Annotated in this window: 22 protein-coding genes and 1 tRNA gene; 11 read left to right on the top strand and 12 right to left on the bottom strand. The window is 61.9% G+C overall.

Annotated elements, in window-relative coordinates; translation table 11 throughout:
- Window positions 1–33: 33 nt before the first annotated feature.
- The 3 genes from typA to ACGYLA_RS03110 form a co-directional block, all read right to left on the bottom strand.
- A complete protein-coding gene (gene typA / locus ACGYLA_RS03120) occupies window positions 34–1,851 on the bottom strand; it encodes a translational GTPase TypA (RefSeq protein ID WP_209218798.1) in 1,818 nt (605 codons plus the stop codon).
- Window positions 1,852–1,997: 146 nt separating this feature from the next.
- Window positions 1,998–2,327 carry a multidrug efflux SMR transporter gene (locus ACGYLA_RS03115; RefSeq protein ID WP_067262978.1) on the bottom strand — a complete coding sequence of 110 codons (330 nt, stop codon included), beginning with the start codon at window positions 2,325–2,327 and terminating at the stop codon, window positions 1,998–2,000.
- Window positions 2,328–2,338: 11 nt separating this feature from the next.
- Window positions 2,339–2,797, bottom strand: a complete 459-nt coding sequence (locus tag ACGYLA_RS03110) for an Lrp/AsnC family transcriptional regulator (RefSeq protein ID WP_394430223.1) — start codon at window positions 2,795–2,797, stop codon at window positions 2,339–2,341.
- A gap of 115 nt (window positions 2,798–2,912) precedes the next feature.
- Here ACGYLA_RS03110 and ACGYLA_RS03105 point away from each other — a divergent pair, with 115 nt between their 5' ends.
- Entirely contained in the window at window positions 2,913–3,119 is a 207-nt protein-coding gene (locus tag ACGYLA_RS03105; protein WP_067262973.1) for a DUF6356 family protein, read from the top strand.
- Window positions 3,120–3,430: 311 nt separating this feature from the next.
- Here the strand turns inward: ACGYLA_RS03105 and ACGYLA_RS03100 are convergent, their stop codons facing one another.
- The 4 genes from ACGYLA_RS03100 to ACGYLA_RS03085 form a co-directional block, all read right to left on the bottom strand.
- The gene (locus ACGYLA_RS03100) at window positions 3,431–4,645 is read right to left on the bottom strand and encodes an NADP-dependent isocitrate dehydrogenase (protein WP_394430221.1); all 1,215 of its coding nucleotides are present in this window, start codon (window positions 4,643–4,645) and stop codon (window positions 3,431–3,433) included.
- Window positions 4,646–4,741: 96 nt separating this feature from the next.
- Complete coding sequence (locus ACGYLA_RS03095; RefSeq protein WP_394417453.1) at window positions 4,742–5,326, bottom strand: HD family hydrolase; 585 nt, start codon at window positions 5,324–5,326, stop codon at window positions 4,742–4,744.
- A complete protein-coding gene (locus ACGYLA_RS03090; RefSeq protein WP_209218794.1) occupies window positions 5,323–5,559 on the bottom strand; it encodes a hypothetical protein in 237 nt (78 codons plus the stop codon). The genes ACGYLA_RS03095 and ACGYLA_RS03090 overlap by 4 nt, the downstream gene beginning before the upstream one ends.
- The gene (locus ACGYLA_RS03085; RefSeq protein ID WP_067262961.1) at window positions 5,559–6,212 is read right to left on the bottom strand and encodes an alpha/beta hydrolase; all 654 of its coding nucleotides are present in this window, start codon (window positions 6,210–6,212) and stop codon (window positions 5,559–5,561) included. Before ACGYLA_RS03085 ends, ACGYLA_RS03090 begins: the two co-directional genes overlap by 1 nt.
- Before the next feature lie 172 nt (window positions 6,213–6,384).
- On the opposite strand from ACGYLA_RS03085, the gene ACGYLA_RS03080 reads away from it, so the two are divergent.
- The 10 genes from ACGYLA_RS03080 (at window position 6,385) to ACGYLA_RS03035 (ending at window position 14,978) form a co-directional block, all read left to right on the top strand.
- The gene (locus ACGYLA_RS03080; RefSeq protein ID WP_067262959.1) at window positions 6,385–6,846 is read left to right on the top strand and encodes an Rrf2 family transcriptional regulator; all 462 of its coding nucleotides are present in this window, start codon (window positions 6,385–6,387) and stop codon (window positions 6,844–6,846) included.
- A gap of 113 nt (window positions 6,847–6,959) precedes the next feature.
- Window positions 6,960–8,060, top strand: coding sequence for a cysteine desulfurase family protein (locus ACGYLA_RS03075; protein WP_394430219.1), 1,101 nt, complete (start codon window positions 6,960–6,962; stop codon window positions 8,058–8,060).
- Between the two features lie 36 nt (window positions 8,061–8,096).
- Window positions 8,097–9,620: a Fe-S cluster assembly protein SufB gene (gene sufB, locus ACGYLA_RS03070; protein ID WP_394430255.1), complete on the top strand. Its 1,524-nt coding sequence runs from the start codon at window positions 8,097–8,099 to the stop codon at window positions 9,618–9,620.
- The gene (locus ACGYLA_RS03065; protein ID WP_394430217.1) at window positions 9,620–10,426 is read left to right on the top strand and encodes a polysaccharide pyruvyl transferase family protein; all 807 of its coding nucleotides are present in this window, start codon (window positions 9,620–9,622) and stop codon (window positions 10,424–10,426) included. The genes sufB and ACGYLA_RS03065 overlap by 1 nt, the downstream gene beginning before the upstream one ends.
- 82 nt (window positions 10,427–10,508) lie before the next feature.
- On the top strand, window positions 10,509–11,264 hold the full coding sequence (sufC, locus tag ACGYLA_RS03060) for a Fe-S cluster assembly ATPase SufC (RefSeq protein WP_394430215.1): 756 nt from the start codon (window positions 10,509–10,511) through the stop codon (window positions 11,262–11,264).
- Window positions 11,264–12,544, top strand: a complete 1,281-nt coding sequence (gene sufD, locus ACGYLA_RS03055; RefSeq protein WP_394430212.1) for a Fe-S cluster assembly protein SufD — start codon at window positions 11,264–11,266, stop codon at window positions 12,542–12,544. The genes sufC and sufD overlap by 1 nt, the downstream gene beginning before the upstream one ends.
- Window positions 12,544–13,026, top strand: a complete 483-nt coding sequence (locus ACGYLA_RS03050; protein WP_394430209.1) for a YIP1 family protein — start codon at window positions 12,544–12,546, stop codon at window positions 13,024–13,026. Before sufD ends, ACGYLA_RS03050 begins: the two co-directional genes overlap by 1 nt.
- Window position 13,027: 1 nt before the next feature.
- Window positions 13,028–13,603 (top strand): YIP1 family protein, encoded by a 576-nt coding sequence (locus tag ACGYLA_RS03045; protein WP_394422825.1) that lies wholly within the window; start codon window positions 13,028–13,030, stop codon window positions 13,601–13,603.
- A gap of 3 nt (window positions 13,604–13,606) precedes the next feature.
- Window positions 13,607–14,827, top strand: coding sequence for a cysteine desulfurase (locus tag ACGYLA_RS03040; protein WP_394430205.1), 1,221 nt, complete (start codon window positions 13,607–13,609; stop codon window positions 14,825–14,827).
- A gap of 74 nt (window positions 14,828–14,901) precedes the next feature.
- Window positions 14,902–14,978: transfer RNA gene (locus ACGYLA_RS03035), tRNA-Arg, on the top strand.
- A gap of 62 nt (window positions 14,979–15,040) precedes the next feature.
- On the opposite strand, the gene ACGYLA_RS03030 is transcribed toward ACGYLA_RS03035, so the two are convergent.
- The 5 genes from ACGYLA_RS03030 to ACGYLA_RS03010 form a co-directional block, all read right to left on the bottom strand.
- Complete coding sequence (locus tag ACGYLA_RS03030) at window positions 15,041–16,075, bottom strand: tyrosine-type recombinase/integrase (RefSeq protein WP_394430203.1); 1,035 nt, start codon at window positions 16,073–16,075, stop codon at window positions 15,041–15,043.
- Between the two features lie 437 nt (window positions 16,076–16,512).
- Complete coding sequence (locus ACGYLA_RS03025) at window positions 16,513–16,851, bottom strand: hypothetical protein (RefSeq protein WP_394430201.1); 339 nt, start codon at window positions 16,849–16,851, stop codon at window positions 16,513–16,515.
- On the bottom strand, window positions 16,844–17,416 hold the full coding sequence (locus ACGYLA_RS03020; protein ID WP_394430198.1) for a hypothetical protein: 573 nt from the start codon (window positions 17,414–17,416) through the stop codon (window positions 16,844–16,846). Before ACGYLA_RS03020 ends, ACGYLA_RS03025 begins: the two co-directional genes overlap by 8 nt.
- Window positions 17,413–17,649, bottom strand: coding sequence for a Lar family restriction alleviation protein (locus ACGYLA_RS03015; RefSeq protein WP_394430196.1), 237 nt, complete (start codon window positions 17,647–17,649; stop codon window positions 17,413–17,415). Before ACGYLA_RS03015 ends, ACGYLA_RS03020 begins: the two co-directional genes overlap by 4 nt.
- Window positions 17,642–17,845, bottom strand: coding sequence for a hypothetical protein (locus tag ACGYLA_RS03010; RefSeq protein ID WP_394430194.1), 204 nt, complete (start codon window positions 17,843–17,845; stop codon window positions 17,642–17,644). Before ACGYLA_RS03010 ends, ACGYLA_RS03015 begins: the two co-directional genes overlap by 8 nt.
- Between the last annotated feature and the right edge of the window lie 13 nt (window positions 17,846–17,858).

Below are 17,858 nucleotides of genomic sequence, written 5' to 3'. Positions count from 1 at the left end.
ATGCGCTGCCGTTTTGTTTTGATTTGCCGTAGCTTAGCTAGCTTTTGCCATCCGCTTGCGCTCATGCGGATCGAGGTAACGCTTGCGCAGGCGCACGGCGTTCGGGGTCACTTCGACCAGCTCGTCGTCGTCGATATAGGCAATCGCCTCTTCAAGGCTCAGCGTCATCGGCGGGGTCAGGCGCACTGCGTCATCGGTGCCCGAAGCGCGCACGTTGGTCAGCTTCTTGCCCTTCAGCGGGTTCACTTCCAGATCGTTGTCGCGGCTGTGCTCGCCGATGATCATGCCGGTGTAGACGTCCGCCTGCGCGCCGATCATCATCTTGCCCCGCTCTTCGAGGTTCCACAGCGCGTAGGCGACCGAGGTGCCGTTCTCCATGGAGATCAGCACGCCCGCGCGACGGCCCGGGATCGGACCCTTATGCGGCGCCCAGCCGTGGAACACGCGGTTCAACACGCCGGTGCCGCGGGTGTCGGTCAGGAACTCGCCGTGATAGCCGATGAGCCCGCGCGAGGGGACATGGGCGATGATCCGGGTCTTGCCGGCGCCCGCGGGTTTCATCTCGACCAGCTCGCCCTTGCGGGTGCCGGTGATTTTCTCGATCACCGCGCCGGAATATTCGTCATCCACGTCGATGGTGGCTTCTTCGATCGGCTCATGGCGCACGCCGTCGATCTCTTGGAACAGCACCTGCGGGCGGGAGATCGACAGCTCGAACCCCTCACGGCGCATGTTCTCGATCAACACGCCCATCTGCAATTCGCCGCGGCCCGCGACTTCGAAAGCCTCGCCGCCCGGCGTGTCGGAGATTTTGATCGCCACGTTGCTTTCCGCCTCTTTCAGCAGACGCTCGCGGATCACGCGGGATTGCACCTTCTTGCCGTCACGGCCTGCAAGTGGGCTGTCGTTGATGCCGAAGGTGACGGTGATGGTGGGCGGGTCGATCGGCTGCGCCGGGATCGCTTCGTTCACCGAAGGATCGGCCAGCGTATCGGCCACGGTGGCCTTGGCCATGCCCGCGATGGAGACGATGTCACCTGCTTCGGCCACGTCGATGGCGGTCTGCTCTAGCCCGCGGAAGGCGAGGATTTTGGTGGCGCGGAAGGTCTCGATCTGGGTGCCGTCGCGCGACATCGCCTTGACGGTCTGGCCCGCTTTTAGGGTGCCGGTTTCGACACGACCGGTCAGCAGGCGGCCCAGGAACGGGTCGCCGCCGAGCGTGGTGGCCAGCATCGTGAAGGGCTTGTCGGCGTTCTCGATCTGCTTGGGCGCGGGGACGTGATCAAGGATCAGGTCAAACAGCGCAGAGAGGTCTTTGCGCGGCCCGTCAAGTTCGGCATCCGCCCAGCCGGAGCGGCCCGAGGCATACATATGCGGGAATTCGAGCTGTTCGTCGGTGGCGTCGAGGCTGGCGAAAAGGTCGAAACATTCGTCCAGCGCCCGGTCAGGCTCGGCATCCGGCTTGTCGACCTTGTTCAGCACGACGATCGGGCGCAGGCCCAGTTTCAGCGCCTTGGAGGTCACGAATTTGGTCTGAGGCATCGGGCCTTCGGCGGCGTCCACCAGAAGGACCACACCGTCGACCATCGACAGGATGCGCTCAACCTCGCCGCCGAAGTCGGCGTGGCCCGGCGTGTCGACGATGTTGATGCGGGTGTCGTTCCAGACGACGGAGGTTGGCTTGGCGAAGATGGTAATGCCGCGCTCACGTTCCAGATCGTTGCTGTCCATGGCGCGCTCGGTGGTCGCCTGGTTTTCACGGTAGGTGCCGGATTGTTTCAGAAGCTCGTCCACCAGCGTCGTCTTGCCGTGGTCGACGTGGGCGATGATTGCGATGTTGCGCAGGTCCATTAAGTCAGCCTTTGGATAGGGGAGGGACGCGCCAACCTGAAGCTGCGCGTATAATTGCGCCGCCCATACCGCGCCCCGGCTGCAATTGCTAGCCCTAATGCCGTGACGCCCCCCTTACTGCGCGAAGCTGTGCCACTGGTGCAGCCTTAGTGGGTGGCGCTGTTCGAAAAGAGGTGGATGACCAGAATGCCGCTGATAATCAGCACAAGCCCCAGAACCGCGGGCAGATCGAGCCGCTGACCGAAGAGGACGAAGCCGATAATCGCGATCAGCACGATGCCCAGACCGGCCCAAAAGGCATAGACGATCCCAACTGGCATGACCTTCAGCGCCAGCGACATGCAGTAGAAAGAGATCATGTAAAAGACCACCACCGCCACCGAAGGCCAGAGCCGCGTAAACTGGTGTGACGCCTGCACCGCGGTCGTGCCAAGGGTTTCCGCCACCACGGCGATGATAAGCCACAGGTAATGCATCTCGGTCTTCCTTAGAGCGGGAGTTCGGTGGTTTCCTTGATCTCCTCCATCACGAAACTGGCCGAGACATCCGATAGCGGCACCCGGCGGATCAGGTCCTGATAGAGGCGATCATATCCCGCCATATCCCGAACGCGCGCCCGGATCAAATAGTCCAGATCACCGGTCATCCGGTAGACGCCGAGGATCTCGGGCATGGCTTTCGTGGCGCGCGAGAACTTCTCGAGCCAGTCGGGCGCATGGGCGTTGGTGCGGACTTGGATAAAGACGCTGAGACCAAGGTCGAGTTTCGCCGCGTCCAAGAGCGTGACCCGGTTCTTGATCACGCCTGCGTTCTCCAGCGCCCGGATGCGGCGCCAGCAGGCATTGCGCGACAGGTGGACCGCCGCGCCAAGCGCCTCAAGGGATTGGCTGGCATCGCGTTGCAGTTCGACCAATATGCGGCGGTCTATCTCATCAAGTGTTATCATGGCGGTAGTTTGGTGGGAAATCTTCTCACGCACAAGCGGTTGTCGGGCGTGATTTGAGACAACGTCACAAGCAGGCTCGGCTAGGGTGGGGGAAAGGCAGAGACAGGAGTTTCCCATGATCGCACGCATCTTCCTCGACCATCCCGCCAAGGTGGATGAGACGTTTCTGGAGCATATGGCCTTCGCGCTGAAGTTTTCGGGGCTGCTGTTCGCAGCGGCGGGCGCGGCGCTGGTGCATGCGCTGATCCCGTGCCTGTTTGAGAAGACGGCGAGTGGGATTATCGCGAAGCTTTACGCGCGGACGCATAATCGCGGGCAGTGAGGGCCAGCGCGGTTCCAATTTCGCAATGAGGGCCAGCGCCTGCCCGCGGGTGGGCGATCTTACGTGGCCTCGTGCCACTTTATGGTTCAACTGTGGTGTGCGTTTTCATGGTCGCACTTAGCCTCACCAAATCGCCTACCCGGTCGCACCGAAGGTGCGCCCCCTTTATAGCGGCACGCCTCCGGCGTGACGGGCGGGCAGGCGATGGCCCGGCGCCTACGGCTTGATTCCGGGCCGGGTGGCAGGCGTGACCGAAAAATAGAAAAGGGCCGCATCGTGCGGCCCTCTGTCATTCCAAACATCCGACAGGCTTAGCCCGCCAGCGCCTTGTTCAGGTTCTCATCCACCTTCTCCAAGAACCCCATCGTCGTCAGCCAGCCCTGATCCGGCCCCACCAGCAGGGCAAGGTCCTTGGTCATGAAACCTGATTCCACCGTATCCACCACGACCTTCTCCAGCGTCTCGGCGAAGTTGTTCAGCGCGGTGTTCTCGTCCAGCTTGCCCCGGTGCTTCAGCCCGCCGGTCCAAGCGTAGATCGAGGCAATGGAGTTCGTCGACGTCTCCTCGCCCTTCTGGTGCTGGCGGTAGTGGCGCGTCACGGTGCCATGGGCGGCCTCGGCCTCCACGATCTTGCCGTCGGGCGTCATCAGCTGCGAGGTCATCAGCCCCAGCGAGCCGAAACCCTGCGCCACGGTGTCCGACTGCACGTCGCCGTCGTAGTTCTTGCAGGCCCAGACATAGCCGCCCGACCATTTCATCGCCGAGGCGACCATGTCGTCGATCAGGCGGTGCTCGTACCAGATGTTCTTCTTCTTGAAGTCCTCGGCGAATTCCGCGTCGAAGATCTCTTGGAACAGGTCTTTGAAACGCCCGTCATAGGCCTTCAGGATCGTGTTCTTGGTCGAGAGATAGACCGGCCAGCCACGGTTCAGACCGTAGTTGAAAGACGCGCGCGCGAAATCGCGGATCGAATCGTCGAGGTTGTACATCGCCATGGTGACACCGGCGGAGGGCGCGTCGAAGACCTCCTTCTCGATGGTCTCGCCATCATCGCCGACGAATTTGATTGTCAGCTTGCCCTTCCCAGGGAAGCGGAAGTCGGTGGCGCGGTACTGGTCGCCGAAGGCATGGCGGCCAACGACGATCGGCTGCGTCCAGCCCGGCACAAGACGCGGTACGTTGCGGCAGATGATCGGCTCGCGGAAGATCACGCCGCCGAGGATGTTACGGATGGTGCCGTTGGGGCTGCGGTACATGCGTTTGAGGCCGAACTCCTCGACCCGCGCCTCGTCAGGCGTGATGGTGGCGCATTTCACGCCGACGCCATGTTCGCGGATCGCATGGGCCGCGTCGACGGTGATCTGGTCGTCGGTCTCGTCCCGCACTTCGATGCCGAGGTCGTAATACTTCAGGTCAACGTCAAGATAGGGCGTGATTAACTTCTTTTTAATGAAATCCCAGATGATCCGGGTCATCTCATCGCCGTCGAGTTCGACGATGGGGTTTTCTACCTTGATCTTCGACATGACGAATTCCTCTGTTTCAGGGTGCGTTTGGCCGTGCTTTAGCCTATTCGGGGCCAAAGAGAAAGATCGTATACAATGGTATGCCGAAGGCTGCGGTCAGGCGCCGACCCCGGCGAAAAAGCTGCTGATGCGGGCGCGGGCATAGGACCAAAGGGCAGGGGCACCGATGGCGATCTTGCGGCCCACCTTCTCTTCGATTTGCGCCTCTGAGACGTTATAGTCAGTCCAACTGCCGCCGCCGGAGGCGAGGTTCTGCATCGGCGGCTGGAACCGGTCGAGCGATTTGGCAAAACGGGCCGTCGGGCTTTCGGCGGCCTCGAACTCTTCCCAGATGCTGCGCAGATCGTCCCGCAGATCGTCCGGCAATAGGCCAAAGATGCGGTCGGCGGCGATTTGTTCCTGCGCTTCCATCTCAGCGGCGTCGTAATCGCCAAAGATTGGATTGTCGCCCGCGTCGATCTCGACAAGGTCGTGCAGGATCAGCATCTTGATGACGCGGTTGATGTCGACCTCCGGCCCGGCTTGATCGGCCAGCACCAGTGCATAGAGCGTCAGATGCCACGAATGTTCGGCAGAGTTTTCCGCACGGCTGGCATCGCATAGGGTGGTGCCGCGCAGCACGGTTTTCAGCTTGTCGGCCTCATTCAGAAAGGCAATCTGCTTGTCCAGCCGCTCTGTCATGCGCCGCCCTTCCCGCGATGGTCGCGCAGCTTGCGCGCCAGAAAAGCGCGGGCCTTGTCATTGGCCATCCGGGTGCGAACGGCGGTGAGGAAGGCTTCTTCCAGCGTTTGCGACGAGGCACCCAGCACCTCGCCGACTTCCATGAACAAGCGGTCTTCGCCTGTCTCGGCCTGTACGGCGAGACATTCCTCGGCCAATTTATTGGCCAGTTGGGTAACGACCGCGTCCGCCATCAGCGTGTGGATTCCGTCAGGCGGCGTTTGACATAGTCGCTGGTCGAGGTGATCAGCGTGTCCATATGCGGCTCTTCAAAGAAATGCCCGGCGCCTTCGATCTCCTGATGGGTGATCGTGATGCCCTTTTGCTCGTGCAACTTGCTGACGAGGTTCGTGGTATCCGCGGGCGGCGCCACGCGGTCGGCGGTGCCGTTGATCACCAGACCCGAGGCCGGGCAGGGTGCAAGGAAGGAAAAGTCGTACATATTCGCAGGCGGAGAGACCGAGATGAAGCCCGTGATCTCAGGCCGACGCATCAGCAGTTGCATCCCGATCCATGCGCCAAAGGAGAACCCCGCAACCCAGCAGTGCTTGGAGTTGTTGTTCATCGATTGCAGGTAATCGAGCGCAGAGGCCGCATCAGACAATTCGCCGATGCCCTGATCGTATTCGCCCTGGCTGCGGCCCACGCCACGGAAGTTGAAGCGCAACACGGTGAAACCCATGTTGTAGAACGCATAGTGCAGGTTATAGACGACCTTATGATTCATCGTCCCGCCGAACTGCGGATGCGGATGCAGCACGATGGCAATCGGGGCGTCACGTTCTTTTTGGGGGTGGTAGCGGCCTTCAAGGCGGCCTTCGGGTCCGGGAAAAATAACCTCGGGCATGGGTATCCCTGTCTAGGGGTTCAAAGATCGCCGCGAATAGTTGACGAATTCGCTAGGCCACCTTAGAACGGTTCTAATCTGGTTCCGCGCAGTGTCGCGTGGATCAGTCTTTGGACTTAGGCATTTAAGCCGCCCACGTCAATCAAATGGCGCGGCGGGTGAGGGTGAGACGATGAAGCTATCTACCAAAGGGCGCTACGCGATGGTCGCTTTGGCCGATATTGCCCTGCAACCCGAGGGCACCTTGGTGTCTCTGGGCGACATTGCCGAGCGGCAGTCGGTCTCTTTGCCCTATTTGGAGCAGTTGTTCGTCAAGCTGCGCCGGGCCGAATTGGTGACCTCTGTCCGGGGCCCGGGCGGCGGGTATCGTTTGGCGCGTCCGGCGGCGGATATTCGCGTCGTCGATGTGCTGGCGGCGGTGGATGAGACGGTGGATGCGATGCATAAGGGGGCGGGCGCCTCGGGCGGGCTGTCGGGCAGCCGGGCACAATCGCTGACAAACCGGCTCTGGCAGGGGCTGAGCGCGCATGTTTATGTTTTCCTCCACCAGACGCGCCTCTCGGATGTGGTTGAGAATGAGCTGGCCCCCTGTCCGGCGGTGCCCACCCTCTTTGCCGTGGTGGATGAGTCGTGAGGGTGGTTTTGGGCAGCGGGCGCGCTTTGGCGGCTGTGGTCTGCGCGGGTGGTGATGTGGGATTTCGGGGGCGCTGCCCCCGGACCCCCGCGGTATTTGGAAAAGGATGAAGGATGCGGGTCTACCTTGACCATAACGCGACCACGCCGCTGCGGGCGGAGGCGCGCGCGGCGATGATCGCGGCGATGGACCTGCCCGGCAACCCGTCCTCGGTCCATGCTGAGGGCCGTGCGGCCAAGGCTGTGGTCGAACGGGCGCGGGTGCAGGTGGCGGGGCTTGTGGGCTGTGATCCGGTCGATGTGATTTTTACCTCCGGTGCGACTGAAGCGGCGGCGCTTGCGGCGGCGATGGGGGCGCGGGTTGTGACCTCAGCGGTGGAACATGACGCGGTTCTGTCTTGGGGGCAGGCGGCGCGTTTGGGTGTCGACGCGGAGGGTGTTTGGGACGGTGACTTGACCGCCGCGGCGGGGGCCGATGTGGTGGCCCTACAGGCCGCGAACAGCGAGACGGGTGTTTTGCAGCAGACCATGCCTTTGGCGCAGCAATGTTGGGCGATGGAGAGCACGCCCTATGTGCTGGTCGATGTGGTCCAGGCGCTCGGCAAGACCCGATTCAAGATGCCGACCTCGGGCGCGGATTTCATCCTTGTCTCCGCACATAAGCTGGGCGGGCCCAAGGGGATCGGCGCCTTGATCGTCAAACGCGGCATTGATCTGGCCGAACATGCGCTTTTGCGCGGCGGCGGGCAGGAGATGGGCCGCCGTTCGGGGACCGAGAATATCCCTGCCATCGCAGGGTTCGGCGCGGCGGCTGAGGCGGCGGCGGCGGATCTGGCTGCGGGGCGTTGGGAAGAGGTGGCAGAACAGCGTGATTTGCTGGAAGCGACCCTTGCGGATGTCGCAAGTCTGACTATTTTTGTAGGGAAAGGCGCTCAGCGCCTGCCCAACACCTCTTGTATCATCACGCCCGGCTGGAAGGGCGAGACCCAAGTGATGCAGATGGACCTTGCCGGTTTTGCCATTTCGGCGGGGTCGGCTTGTTCCAGCGGCAAGGTGCGCGCCAGTGCCGTATTGCGCGCCATGGGCTTTGATGAAACACAGGCCGCCAGCGCGATCCGGGTGTCGCTGGGCCTCGACACCACCCGGGAAGATATCCTGCGGTTCGCCACAAGCTGGACCGCCAAATTGAAAAAGCACGAAACGCGGACCGCCTGAGCGCCGCGACGGAAAGGAACTGAAACCTTGGAAAATATGACCCTGAAAGAGAATGACGGCGTCAAGGAAGGCGTTGACCAGGAAACCGTGGATGCCGTGCGCGAAGTCGGCGGCAAGTATAAATACGGCTGGTCCACCGATATCGAGATGGAATACGCGCCCAAAGGGCTGACGCCGGAGATCGTGAAGCTGATCTCGGAGAAGAACAACGAGCCTGAGTGGATGACCGAATGGCGGCTTGAGGCTTACAACCGTTGGCTCAGCAAGGAAGAGCCGGATTGGGCGATGGTGGATTATCCTGAAATCGACTTTCAGGAACAATATTACTATGCCCGTCCGAAGAGCATGGCCGAGAAGCCCAAGTCGCTCGACGAGGTCGATCCGAAGCTGCTGGCGACCTATGAAAAGCTCGGCATCCCGCTGAAGGAGCAAATGATCCTTGCCGGTGTCGAAGGGGCTGAGGATGCGCCTGCAGAGGGCCGCAAGGTGGCAGTGGACGCGGTGTTCGATTCAGTCTCCGTCGGCACCACCTTCCAGGAAGAGTTGAAGAAGGCCGGCGTGATCTTTTGCTCGATCTCCGAGGCGATCCGCGAATACCCTGATCTGGTGAAGAAGTACCTCGGCTCGGTCGTGCCAGTGTCGGACAACTTCTACGCGACACTGAACTCCGCGGTCTTCTCTGACGGGTCCTTCGTCTATGTCCCGCCGGGCGTGCGCTGCCCGATGGAACTGTCGACCTATTTCCGCATCAACGCCGAGAACACCGGCCAGTTCGAACGGACGCTGATCATCGCCGACAAGGGCTCCTACGTTAGCTACCTCGAAGGCTGCACCGCGCCGCAGCGTGACGAGAGCCAGCTGCACGCTGCCGTGGTCGAGATCATCATCGAAGAAGATGCCGAAGTGAAATACTCCACCGTTCAGAACTGGTACCCCGGTGATGAGAACGGCAAGGGCGGCATCTACAACTTCGTGACCAAACGCGCCGACTGCCGTGGCGACCGGGCTAAAGTGATGTGGACACAGGTCGAGACCGGCTCTGCCGTGACGTGGAAATATCCCTCCTGCATCCTGCGCGGTGACGACAGTCAGGGCGAGTTCTACTCCATCGCCATCGCCAACAACATGCAGCAGGCCGACACCGGCACCAAGATGGTGCACCTGGGCAAGCGCACCAAGTCGCGCATCGTGTCCAAGGGCATCTCGGCCGGCAAGGCGCAGAACACTTACCGTGGCCTCGTGTCTATGCACCCTAAGGCCAAGGAATCGCGCAACTATACGCAGTGTGACAGCCTGCTGATCGGCTCGGAATGTGGGGCCCATACGGTGCCTTACATCGAGGTGAAGAATAACAGCAGCCGGGTGGAGCATGAGGCGACGACCTCCAAAGTGGACGACGACCAGATGTTCTATTGCCGCTCGCGCGGCATGGACGAGGAGGAGGCCGTGGCGCTGGTGGTGAACGGATTCTGCAAGGACGTGCTGCAAGCGCTGCCGATGGAGTTCGCCATGGAAGCGCAGGCGCTGGTCGCGATCTCGCTGGAAGGTTCCGTCGGCTGATGAGCCTTGACGCGGCGCATATACCGCTCCGCCTGCATTGGTGGAAGGCGCAGCCGAATTTCGGCGATGCGCTGAGCCCGCTGATCCTGAGCCATGTCTCGGGGCGGCGGGTGGAGCATGCGTCGGTCGGTGAGGCGGACGTCTTTGCGCTCGGTTCGCTTTTGCAGATCGTGCGGCGGAACTTCGACAGCCCGCGTGCGGGCGCGAAACCGGTGGTCTGGGGCAGCGGGCTGCTACGGCCCGCCGGGGGGCGTGCGTTCTTGAAGAACATCGAGATCGCGCTGTTGCGGGGGCCGGTCACGGCGGCGCTTCTGGGGATCGAGACCGAGGCCTTCGGCGACCCGGGGCTGCTGGTGAACGAGGTGCTGCCGAGCGATGTGCCACGGGGCGATAAGATCGGCATCGTGCCGCACCACACGCTGGCGGACGACCCGGAACTGTTAGAGATTGCGGCCTCAGACAGCGCATACGTGCTGATCGACCCGCGCGGACCGGTGGAACAGGTTTGCGCCGCCATCGCCTCCTGCGCCCATGTCTTCGCCTCGTCGCTGCATGGGCTGATCACGGCGGATGCTTACGGCGTGGCCAATACTTGGGTCGCGCCCGAGGGGCAGGGACGGCTGAAGTTCCACGACTATGCCGCGTCGGTCGGTCGCGACATGCGCGCGCCGATTGCTTTGGACGAGATCCGCCAAGCGCCGAAACCCGATGCGCCGCTGGCCTATCAGGACGGCATCACCGCCTGCCGCGCAGCGCTGAACGAGAGTTTTCCTGCCGCGCTCTGCGCCCGTCAGGGGGCGGCATGAACTTTAACACGCAGGGGCAAGCCCCTGATGAAAAACTGAAATAATTTGAATTGCGGCGCGAAGGCGTCAGAAGGAGAGCCAAATGCTGAGCATCAAGAACCTGCACGTGAAACTGGAAGAAGAGGACAAGCAGATCCTCAAAGGCGTCGATCTGGAAGTCGAAGCTGGCAAGGTGCACGCCATCATGGGGCCGAACGGCTCGGGCAAGTCGACGCTGAGCTACGTGCTCTCGGGCAAGGACGGCTACGAGGTTACCGAAGGTTCGGCCACGCTCGAAGGCGAAGACATCCTCGAACTGGAGCCCGAAGAGCGCGCCGCGGCCGGCCTCTTCCTTGCCTTCCAGTACCCGGTCGAAATCCCTGGCGTCGGCAATATGACCTTCCTGCGCACCGCCGTGAACGCACAGCGCAAGGCGCGTGGCGAAGAGGAAATCTCGGCCGCTGACTTCCTCAAGGAAATCCGCGCCAAGGCGAAGGACCTCAAGATCGACGCCGAGATGCTGAAGCGCCCGGTGAACATGGGCTTTTCCGGCGGTGAGAAGAAGCGCAACGAAATTCTGCAGATGGCGATGCTCGAGCCCAAGATGTGCATCCTCGACGAGACCGACTCGGGCCTCGACGTGGACGCGATGAAACTGGTGGCCGAAGGCGTGAACGCCCTGCGCACCGAGGGCCGTGGTTTCCTCGTCATCACGCACTACCAGCGTCTTCTTGACCACATCAAACCCGACGTCGTGCACATCATGCATGATGGCCGCATCATCAAGACCGGTGGGCCTGAGCTGGCGCTCGAAGTCGAGAACAACGGTTACGCAGACATCCTTGCCGAGGTGGCATAATGGCTGAAGCACAACTGAAAGAAACCCCGACCGAGGCGATGATCGCAGCGCTCGACATGCCGCAGGGTGGCTGGAGCCGTGCGGCGCGCGAGGATGCGCTGGCGCGGGTGCGCGCCATGGGCCTGCCGCAGCGCCGCGATGAATATTGGAAGTTCACCCGCCCCGACACGCTGACCCAGGCCGAGGCGCAGCCCGCTGCGATCTTTGATCACGGCGATGCGCCGTTGTTCGACGGCACCGAGCGTCTGCGTATCGTCTTCGTCGATGGCGTGTTCGACGCCGACGCCTCGGATGATCTCACGCTCGAAGGCGTCAGCATCGAACGGCTGGCCGCGGCGGACAGCGACCTGCACTGGGCGCGCGATCTTTACGGGACGCTGGAGAAGAACGGCCAGACCCCGGTGCAGCGCCCGCTCGCCGCGCTGAACACCGCCTTTGCGACCGATGGCGTCTTGATCCATGTGACCGGCACGCCGAGCAAGCCAATCAATCTGGTTTATACCCATAAATCAGAGACTTCTGACGCGATGTTGCACCATGTGGTGAAGCTCGACAAAGGTGCCGAAGTCACGCTTTTGGAGAACGGCCCCGCCGCGGCGCGCTTCAACACCGTGATGGAGGTTGAGGTGGCCGACACTGCGCGCTTCCACCATGTGCGCGCACAGGGCCGCGACCACGAGCGCCGTGCCGCGACCCATGTCTTTACCCGTTTGGGCACCGAGTCGCTGTTCAAGAGCTTCACCGTCACCGTGAACGGCGCGCTGACGCGCAACGAATGCGTGATCGAACTCACGGGCGACGATGCCTCGGCTCATGTCGCGGGCGCCTGCGTCGGCGATGGTGATTTCCACCATGACGACACGGTTTTCATCACCCATGATGCCGAGAACTGCGAAAGCCGTCAGGTATTCAAGAAGGTCCTGCGCAACGGCGCGACCGGCGTGTTCCAAGGCAAGATCCTCGTCAAGGAAGGCGCGCAGAAGACCGATGGCTACCAGATCAGCCAGTCGCTTCTTCTGGACGGCGACAGCCAGTTCCTCGCCAAGCCTGAGCTTGAGATCTACGCCGACGACGTGGCCTGTTCGCATGGCTCCACCTCCGGCGCGATCGACGAGGAGGCGCTGTTCTACCTGCGCGCGCGCGGCGTGTCCCATGCCGAGGCGACCGACCTGCTGACGCTCGCCTTCCTCGCCGAAGCAGTGGAGGAGATCGAGGCCGAGGAACTGCGGGAGGAAATCACCGGGCGTCTCAGCTCGTGGTTGGAGCGTCGTAGCGCCTGATGGCTGTTACCAGCGATATCGTTGCGACCTACCGCGGCCCCGGCAAAGTGATGTCGGGGCTGCTTGCGCAGGGCCGCAACGAGGTGCGCGTGCTGATGTTCGCGCTGATGGCGGGGCTGCTGATCTTCGTGGCCCTGTCGCCGTATCAAGCCCGCGCGGCGCATCTCGATCCGGACGGGCCGCTCGCGGTGCGCCAGTATTGGAGCGCGTTTTTCTGGATCTTCGTGATGCCCCTGCTGCTCTATGGCTTGGCCGCGATGGTCTGGGGGATTAGCCGTGTCGCGGGGCAACGGCTCAGCGGTTATGCGGTGCGGCTGACCTTGGTTTGGTCGCTCCTTGCCTCTGCACCGATCCTTCTGTTGCTGGGGCTCGCGCTTGGGTTCATCGGGCCGGGCCTACAGGCGCAGATTGTCGGGGTGATCTGGTTGGCCGTGTTCTTTTGGTTCTGGATCGCGGGCCTTGTCGCCGCGCAGCGGGGCTGAGATGAGCAGCGCCCTGATCCAGCTTGCGCAGACCACCCTGCGCAGCCCCCGCGCGGCAGCGCGCCAGATTGCGGAGCTGCCCTTGGGCAATGATGTCATCTGGACGTCGCTTGCCTTGGTGGCCGCGCTGAACGCGCTCGTCATCTCGGCCACCTTCGTGATCGCGCCGCCCGCCATGGCGCTGCCGAGCTATTTCCAATCGCCATTGGTGCTCTTCGCGCTGCTGGCCGGGTTGATGGTGCTCTATGTGCATGCGCTGACTTGGGTTGGCCGGGCACTGGGCGGGCAGGGCGCGGTGACGCCGCTTTTGGCTGCCGTCGTGTGGCTTCAGGCGCTTCGCCTCTGCGCCCAACTGGGCATTTTGCTGCTGACCTTGGCGCTGCCGCCGGTGGCGCTGTTGGCCTCTTTCGTCGTTACCTTCTGGGGTCTTTGGATCCTTTTGAATTTCGTGGCCGAACTCTTGCATCTGCCGGGGCTATTCCACGCCGCCGCAGTGCTCGCGGGGGCCGCGCTTGGGGTCTTGCTGGGGCTTGGCCTTTTGCTGTCTTTGATCGGGCTGACCGCCCAGGGAGTTTAAGTCATGTTCGACGTTGAAGCCGTCCGGGCGCAGTTTCCGATCCTTGGCCGCGAGGTGAACGGCAAGCCGTTGGTCTATCTCGACAATGGCGCTTCGGCCCAGAAGCCGCAGGTGGTGATCGACGCGATTACCCAAGCCTATGCGAATGAATATTCCAACGTTCACAGGGGCTTGCACTACCTTTCTAATCTAGCGACCGACAAATATGAAAGCGTGCGCGGCACCGTGGCGCGCTTCCTCAACGCCGGGTCGGAAGATGAGATTGTGCTCAACACCGGGGCGACCATGGGGATCAACACCGTGGCCTATGGTTGGGCCATGCCGCGCATGCAGGCGGGCGATGAGATCGTCCTGTCGGTAATGGAGCATCATGCCAATATCGTGCCATGGCATTTCCTGCGCGAACGGCAGGGCGTGGTTCTGAAATGGGTCGATGTGGACGCCACCGGCGCGCTTGACCCGCAGGCGGTGATCGACGCCATCGGGCCGAATACCAAGCTGGTTGCAATATCTCACCTTTCCAACGTCTTGGGCACGAAAGTTGATGTGAAAACCATCACTGAAGCCGCCCATGAGAAGGGCGTTCCTGTCTTGGTCGATGGCTCGCAGGCGGCGGTGCATATGCCTGTCGACGTGCAGGACCTCGGCTGTGATTTCTATGCCGTCACGGGGCATAAACTCTATGGCCCCTCCGGTTCGGGCGCGATCTATATCAAGTCCGAGCGCATGGCCGAAATGCGCCCCTTCATCGGCGGCGGTGACATGATCCGCGAAGTCAGCAAGGACGCGGTGAGCTACAACGACCCGCCGATGATGTTCGAAGCCGGCACCCCCGGGATCGTCGGCACCATTGGCTTGGGCGTGGCGCTGGAGTTCATGATGGATCTGGGGATGGAGAATATCGCCGCCCATGAGGACGATCTGCGCGACTACGCGGTCTCGCGGCTCGGCGGTTTGAATTGGCTCAACCTGCAAGGCACGACGCCGGACAAAGCGGCGATCTTTAGCTTCACACTGGACGGCGCCGCCCATGCGCATGACATCTCGACCGTGCTCGACAAGAAAGGCGTGGCCGTCCGGGCTGGGCATCATTGCGCTGCGCCTTTGATGACGCATCTCGGCGTTTCGGCCACCTGCCGCGCGTCTTTTGGCATGTATAACACCCGGGCCGAGGTCGACACATTGGTCGATGCCCTCGAATTGGCGCATGATCTTTTCGCCTAAGGTGAATTTCGCCGCCCTTGCCCCCGGATTTCCCATTGCAGGGGCGGCGCGCTCTGGCTATACCGCCCCTCAGTGGACCCTTAGCTCAGCTGGATAGAGCGCTGCCCTCCGAAGGCAGAGGCCAGAGGTTCGAATCCTCTAGGGTCCGCCATGAAATCAAGCACTTAGCAATTTGCACTTTTCGCTGTATCTGTTCAGCTAAACCAAAACCCCTCATTTCCGCCCCCTTTCGACCGCCCGCAGCGCCGATTCCTGATACTCCGGCGAGTGGTGGCCATAGGTCTTTTCAATCGTCTCAGGGCTGGTGGCGAAGTACCCGGCAGCGTCCCAGATCGACGCCCCGTTTTGCAGCGTCCATGTGACCGCCGTGTGCTTGAGCGTGTGGGGCGTCACGTTTTCTAGGCCAGCTTCTGCAACGGCTTTGTTGAAGGCGCGCTTGATGTCGCCCACGCGCGCGCCATGATATTCCACCGCCCATGTGCAGCCCTCGGCCTTCCAGCGGCGTAGGTGCGCGGCAAGCTGGCGCGGGATGCGGTTCGGCTTGCGGCGCTTGTTCGTGCTGCGCTCGGCCCGGCTCTTTCGGTACATCACACCCCGGTCGAGGTCGAAGTAACCGCCCACGGTGTTTTCCTCGAACCCCATGCGCAGGATCGCGCTCTTGCGCGTGCCGGTGTAGAGGCCGATCAGGATGAACCGGGCGAGGTGCTTCGACTTGTGCCCCCGGTAGGCGGTCCAGAGCAGGCGGGCCGCCTCGCTGCGCGTAAGCCACCGCTCCTTGCCTTCCGGCTTCTCGGGCAGGGTGACGACAGGCGCGGAGGTCACATAGCCCTCTTTGTGCGCGTAATTCATTGCAGCCTGCAATACGCCGAGCTCGCGGCGCGTTGTGCCGGGGGCTTTGTCGCGCCATTTTGCATAGCGGCGGCAGGTTTCCCCCTTTACATGCGTGAGCTTGAGGTCTGACCAGAAGGGCAGCAGGGCATCGAGTGCGTAGCCGATCCGCTCCGGCGATGCTGCGGTGGGCGCGTGCTCCTCGGCATAAACCGCCAGCACCTCGCCGCAGGTTACGTTTTCGGGCTCATTGGCAGCACCTTGGCGCCCTCGGGTTGCGATATACGCTGCGAGGGCTTTTTCAGCTTCGCCGCGGCTTGTGCAGCCCGTTGACCGCCGGGGCTGGCCGGTGTCGAGGATGTACCAGTTGGGCGAGTGCTTGTATTTGTGGAGCCTTGCTCCTTTGGCTGGTCTCGGCATTTCTTTAGCAACTCCGGCAGGCGGTCACGTTCAAGGCGAATAGCGCGGCCCATCCTCACAAGAAAGCCGTGAGTTTCGGCGGCGGTGCGCAAGCTGGCTTTAGGAACCCCCAGCTCGGCAGCAACTTCTTCGATCTTGCATAGCTGGCTCATGCGTCCTTCCCCTCCTTCTCGGTATCTGCTCCGTTACCTTCACATACCGCGCAAACCTGATCTGGCCCACTTTCGCCTGACCCCGTGCAGAAGCGGCAAATACCCATATCCCCCGTGTGGCGCGGAACTATGATAGCCACATGAGACTTGGCGCATTCGGAGCATAGAACCGCTAAATCAATCGGATCAGACTCCTCGCTGGGGTCCCAGGTCGCGCAATACCTGGGGTCCGATATGTTTGCGTCATAGAATGCCTTGCCTTGGCAATTGTGGCAGAGAGCATAATCACAAAGAGCCATCGTCCTTCCCCTCCTTCATTGCAGCGGCGTCGATCCCAAGCGTTGCCATAACCTGCGCGACGTGCTGGCGCTGTGCGGCGGCTTTGGCGTCCTCTACGGTGTCGAACCTCGGCTTACCGTGCATCCCCCGCATCATGTAAATTGCATTGAAGCTGCGGGCGTCGATCATAAAGCCTTCGCAGTTCCAGCCGATAGGGTGACGAACCCACTCCAACGGCTTCACCATACCCGGCAGGGCCGCGATAATGGCGTCTGCAAGCTGATAGGACATCGTATAGTCCGTATCTTCTATGATTGCCGTTAGCTTTTCCCGTGCGTTACTCATGGCTGTCCTCCGAGATAGCGGGTAGGGCGGGGCTGGCTTCGTCCCAACAAAAGCCTCGTTCACAATCCATATCAACGACCCGGCGTAGATAGCCCTTGCTGCGAAGCGATTGAACCACGTCAGAGCAATGCGCCCGGTCTCCGTCTGTGAACCATGCTTCTTCCCCATCCATGCTGAACGTGATCCGGTCCCCAGCCAAGAGACGCTTGATTGCCTCGGCCTCAGTGACCTCACGCACCTTCGCCACCGCCTGCGCCGCACTAGGGGGCGTCTGCTCGTCGTCTACGCATCCGCAGTCGTCAACATGCTCAGAGCATTCAGCGCAGTGGTTTTCACAGTAGCTGCAAGGCGCGTTGATATGGCACGAACAACAGTCGGCCTCCCGGTAGTCGTCCTCGTCCTTGGGCCAACCCGCCAGTGCGAGGCGGTCATATTCACGTTGCGCCGGGGTCAGTCTGCGCTCAATCGCTTCCAGCTTCGGCTTGCGGCAGTGCCAGCATTCATAATGGCCTGTCACGCACGAACACTTGGGGTCATGCGGCTTTGCTTGTGGAAGGCGGATCATCGCGCCGCCTCCTGCGGTGTCGGGGTAAGGGCGGTGCGGGTGTTCCATTCATCGCGGATTGTCTGGTACATCACCGGGCAGTCATTGCCGTATGAATGGTAATGCTCACGTGACTTGGCCTTGCATTGGCTGCACCGGACGTAGGCAAACCGCCCGCCACCATCGAGGCAGGCTTCGGTTGTCATGTTTGCTTTGCCCCCGCAGAACGGGCATGGCTTTAGATGCTCAGTCATTGGTGTCTCCTTCGATAAGGGCGTCCAACCCGCGTGATACGATCCGGCAGCGCGCCTCCAACTCCTTGATCCGCGCAGCTTGGGCGCGGAGGGTGGCGGCTGCGTCTGCTCGCTCAAGGCAGTTTCGGGGGGATGGACCGGACAGGCTTTTCGCCAACCGCTCCACCGCCTCGCTTGAAATATCCACCTTGCTCATCGCTTCCCCTTCC

Origin of the sequence: Sulfitobacter sp. 1A13679 (genome assembly GCF_043557115.1) — a bacterium.
GTDB lineage: Bacteria > Pseudomonadota > Alphaproteobacteria > Rhodobacterales > Rhodobacteraceae > Sulfitobacter > Sulfitobacter faviae.
This window is presented reverse-complemented; position numbering and strand designations above follow the sequence as displayed.

Bases quoted from the DNA above. Each gene is read 5' to 3' on its own strand.
- ACGYLA_RS03115 (WP_067262978.1), bottom strand. From the start codon at position 2,327: ATGCATTACCTGTGGCTTATCATCGCCGTGGTGGCGGAAACCCTTGGC.
- ACGYLA_RS03020 (WP_394430198.1), bottom strand. From the start codon at position 17,416: ATGATCCGCCTTCCACAAGCAAAGCCGCATGACCCCAAGTGTTCGTGC.
- ACGYLA_RS03010 (WP_394430194.1), bottom strand. From the start codon at position 17,845: ATGAGCAAGGTGGATATTTCAAGCGAGGCGGTGGAGCGGTTGGCGAAA.
- sufD (WP_394430212.1), top strand. From the start codon at position 11,264: ATGGCTGAAGCACAACTGAAAGAAACCCCGACCGAGGCGATGATCGCA.
- typA (WP_209218798.1), bottom strand. From the start codon at position 1,851: ATGGACCTGCGCAACATCGCAATCATCGCCCACGTCGACCACGGCAAG.
- ACGYLA_RS03050 (WP_394430209.1), top strand. From the start codon at position 12,544: ATGGCTGTTACCAGCGATATCGTTGCGACCTACCGCGGCCCCGGCAAA.
- ACGYLA_RS03025 (WP_394430201.1), bottom strand. From the start codon at position 16,851: ATGAGTAACGCACGGGAAAAGCTAACGGCAATCATAGAAGATACGGAC.
- ACGYLA_RS03100 (WP_394430221.1), bottom strand. From the start codon at position 4,645: ATGTCGAAGATCAAGGTAGAAAACCCCATCGTCGAACTCGACGGCGAT.
- sufC (WP_394430215.1), top strand. From the start codon at position 10,509: ATGCTGAGCATCAAGAACCTGCACGTGAAACTGGAAGAAGAGGACAAG.
- ACGYLA_RS03030 (WP_394430203.1), bottom strand. From the start codon at position 16,075: ATGCCGAGACCAGCCAAAGGAGCAAGGCTCCACAAATACAAGCACTCG.
- ACGYLA_RS03040 (WP_394430205.1), top strand. From the start codon at position 13,607: ATGTTCGACGTTGAAGCCGTCCGGGCGCAGTTTCCGATCCTTGGCCGC.
- ACGYLA_RS03080 (WP_067262959.1), top strand. From the start codon at position 6,385: ATGAAGCTATCTACCAAAGGGCGCTACGCGATGGTCGCTTTGGCCGAT.
- ACGYLA_RS03105 (WP_067262973.1), top strand. From the start codon at position 2,913: ATGATCGCACGCATCTTCCTCGACCATCCCGCCAAGGTGGATGAGACG.
- ACGYLA_RS03090 (WP_209218794.1), bottom strand. From the start codon at position 5,559: ATGGCGGACGCGGTCGTTACCCAACTGGCCAATAAATTGGCCGAGGAA.
- ACGYLA_RS03045 (WP_394422825.1), top strand. From the start codon at position 13,028: ATGAGCAGCGCCCTGATCCAGCTTGCGCAGACCACCCTGCGCAGCCCC.
- ACGYLA_RS03110 (WP_394430223.1), bottom strand. From the start codon at position 2,797: ATGATAACACTTGATGAGATAGACCGCCGCATATTGGTCGAACTGCAA.
- ACGYLA_RS03095 (WP_394417453.1), bottom strand. From the start codon at position 5,326: ATGACAGAGCGGCTGGACAAGCAGATTGCCTTTCTGAATGAGGCCGAC.
- ACGYLA_RS03085 (WP_067262961.1), bottom strand. From the start codon at position 6,212: ATGCCCGAGGTTATTTTTCCCGGACCCGAAGGCCGCCTTGAAGGCCGC.
- ACGYLA_RS03015 (WP_394430196.1), bottom strand. From the start codon at position 17,649: ATGACTGAGCATCTAAAGCCATGCCCGTTCTGCGGGGGCAAAGCAAAC.
- sufB (WP_394430255.1), top strand. From the start codon at position 8,097: ATGACCCTGAAAGAGAATGACGGCGTCAAGGAAGGCGTTGACCAGGAA.
- ACGYLA_RS03075 (WP_394430219.1), top strand. From the start codon at position 6,960: ATGCGGGTCTACCTTGACCATAACGCGACCACGCCGCTGCGGGCGGAG.
- ACGYLA_RS03065 (WP_394430217.1), top strand. From the start codon at position 9,620: ATGAGCCTTGACGCGGCGCATATACCGCTCCGCCTGCATTGGTGGAAG.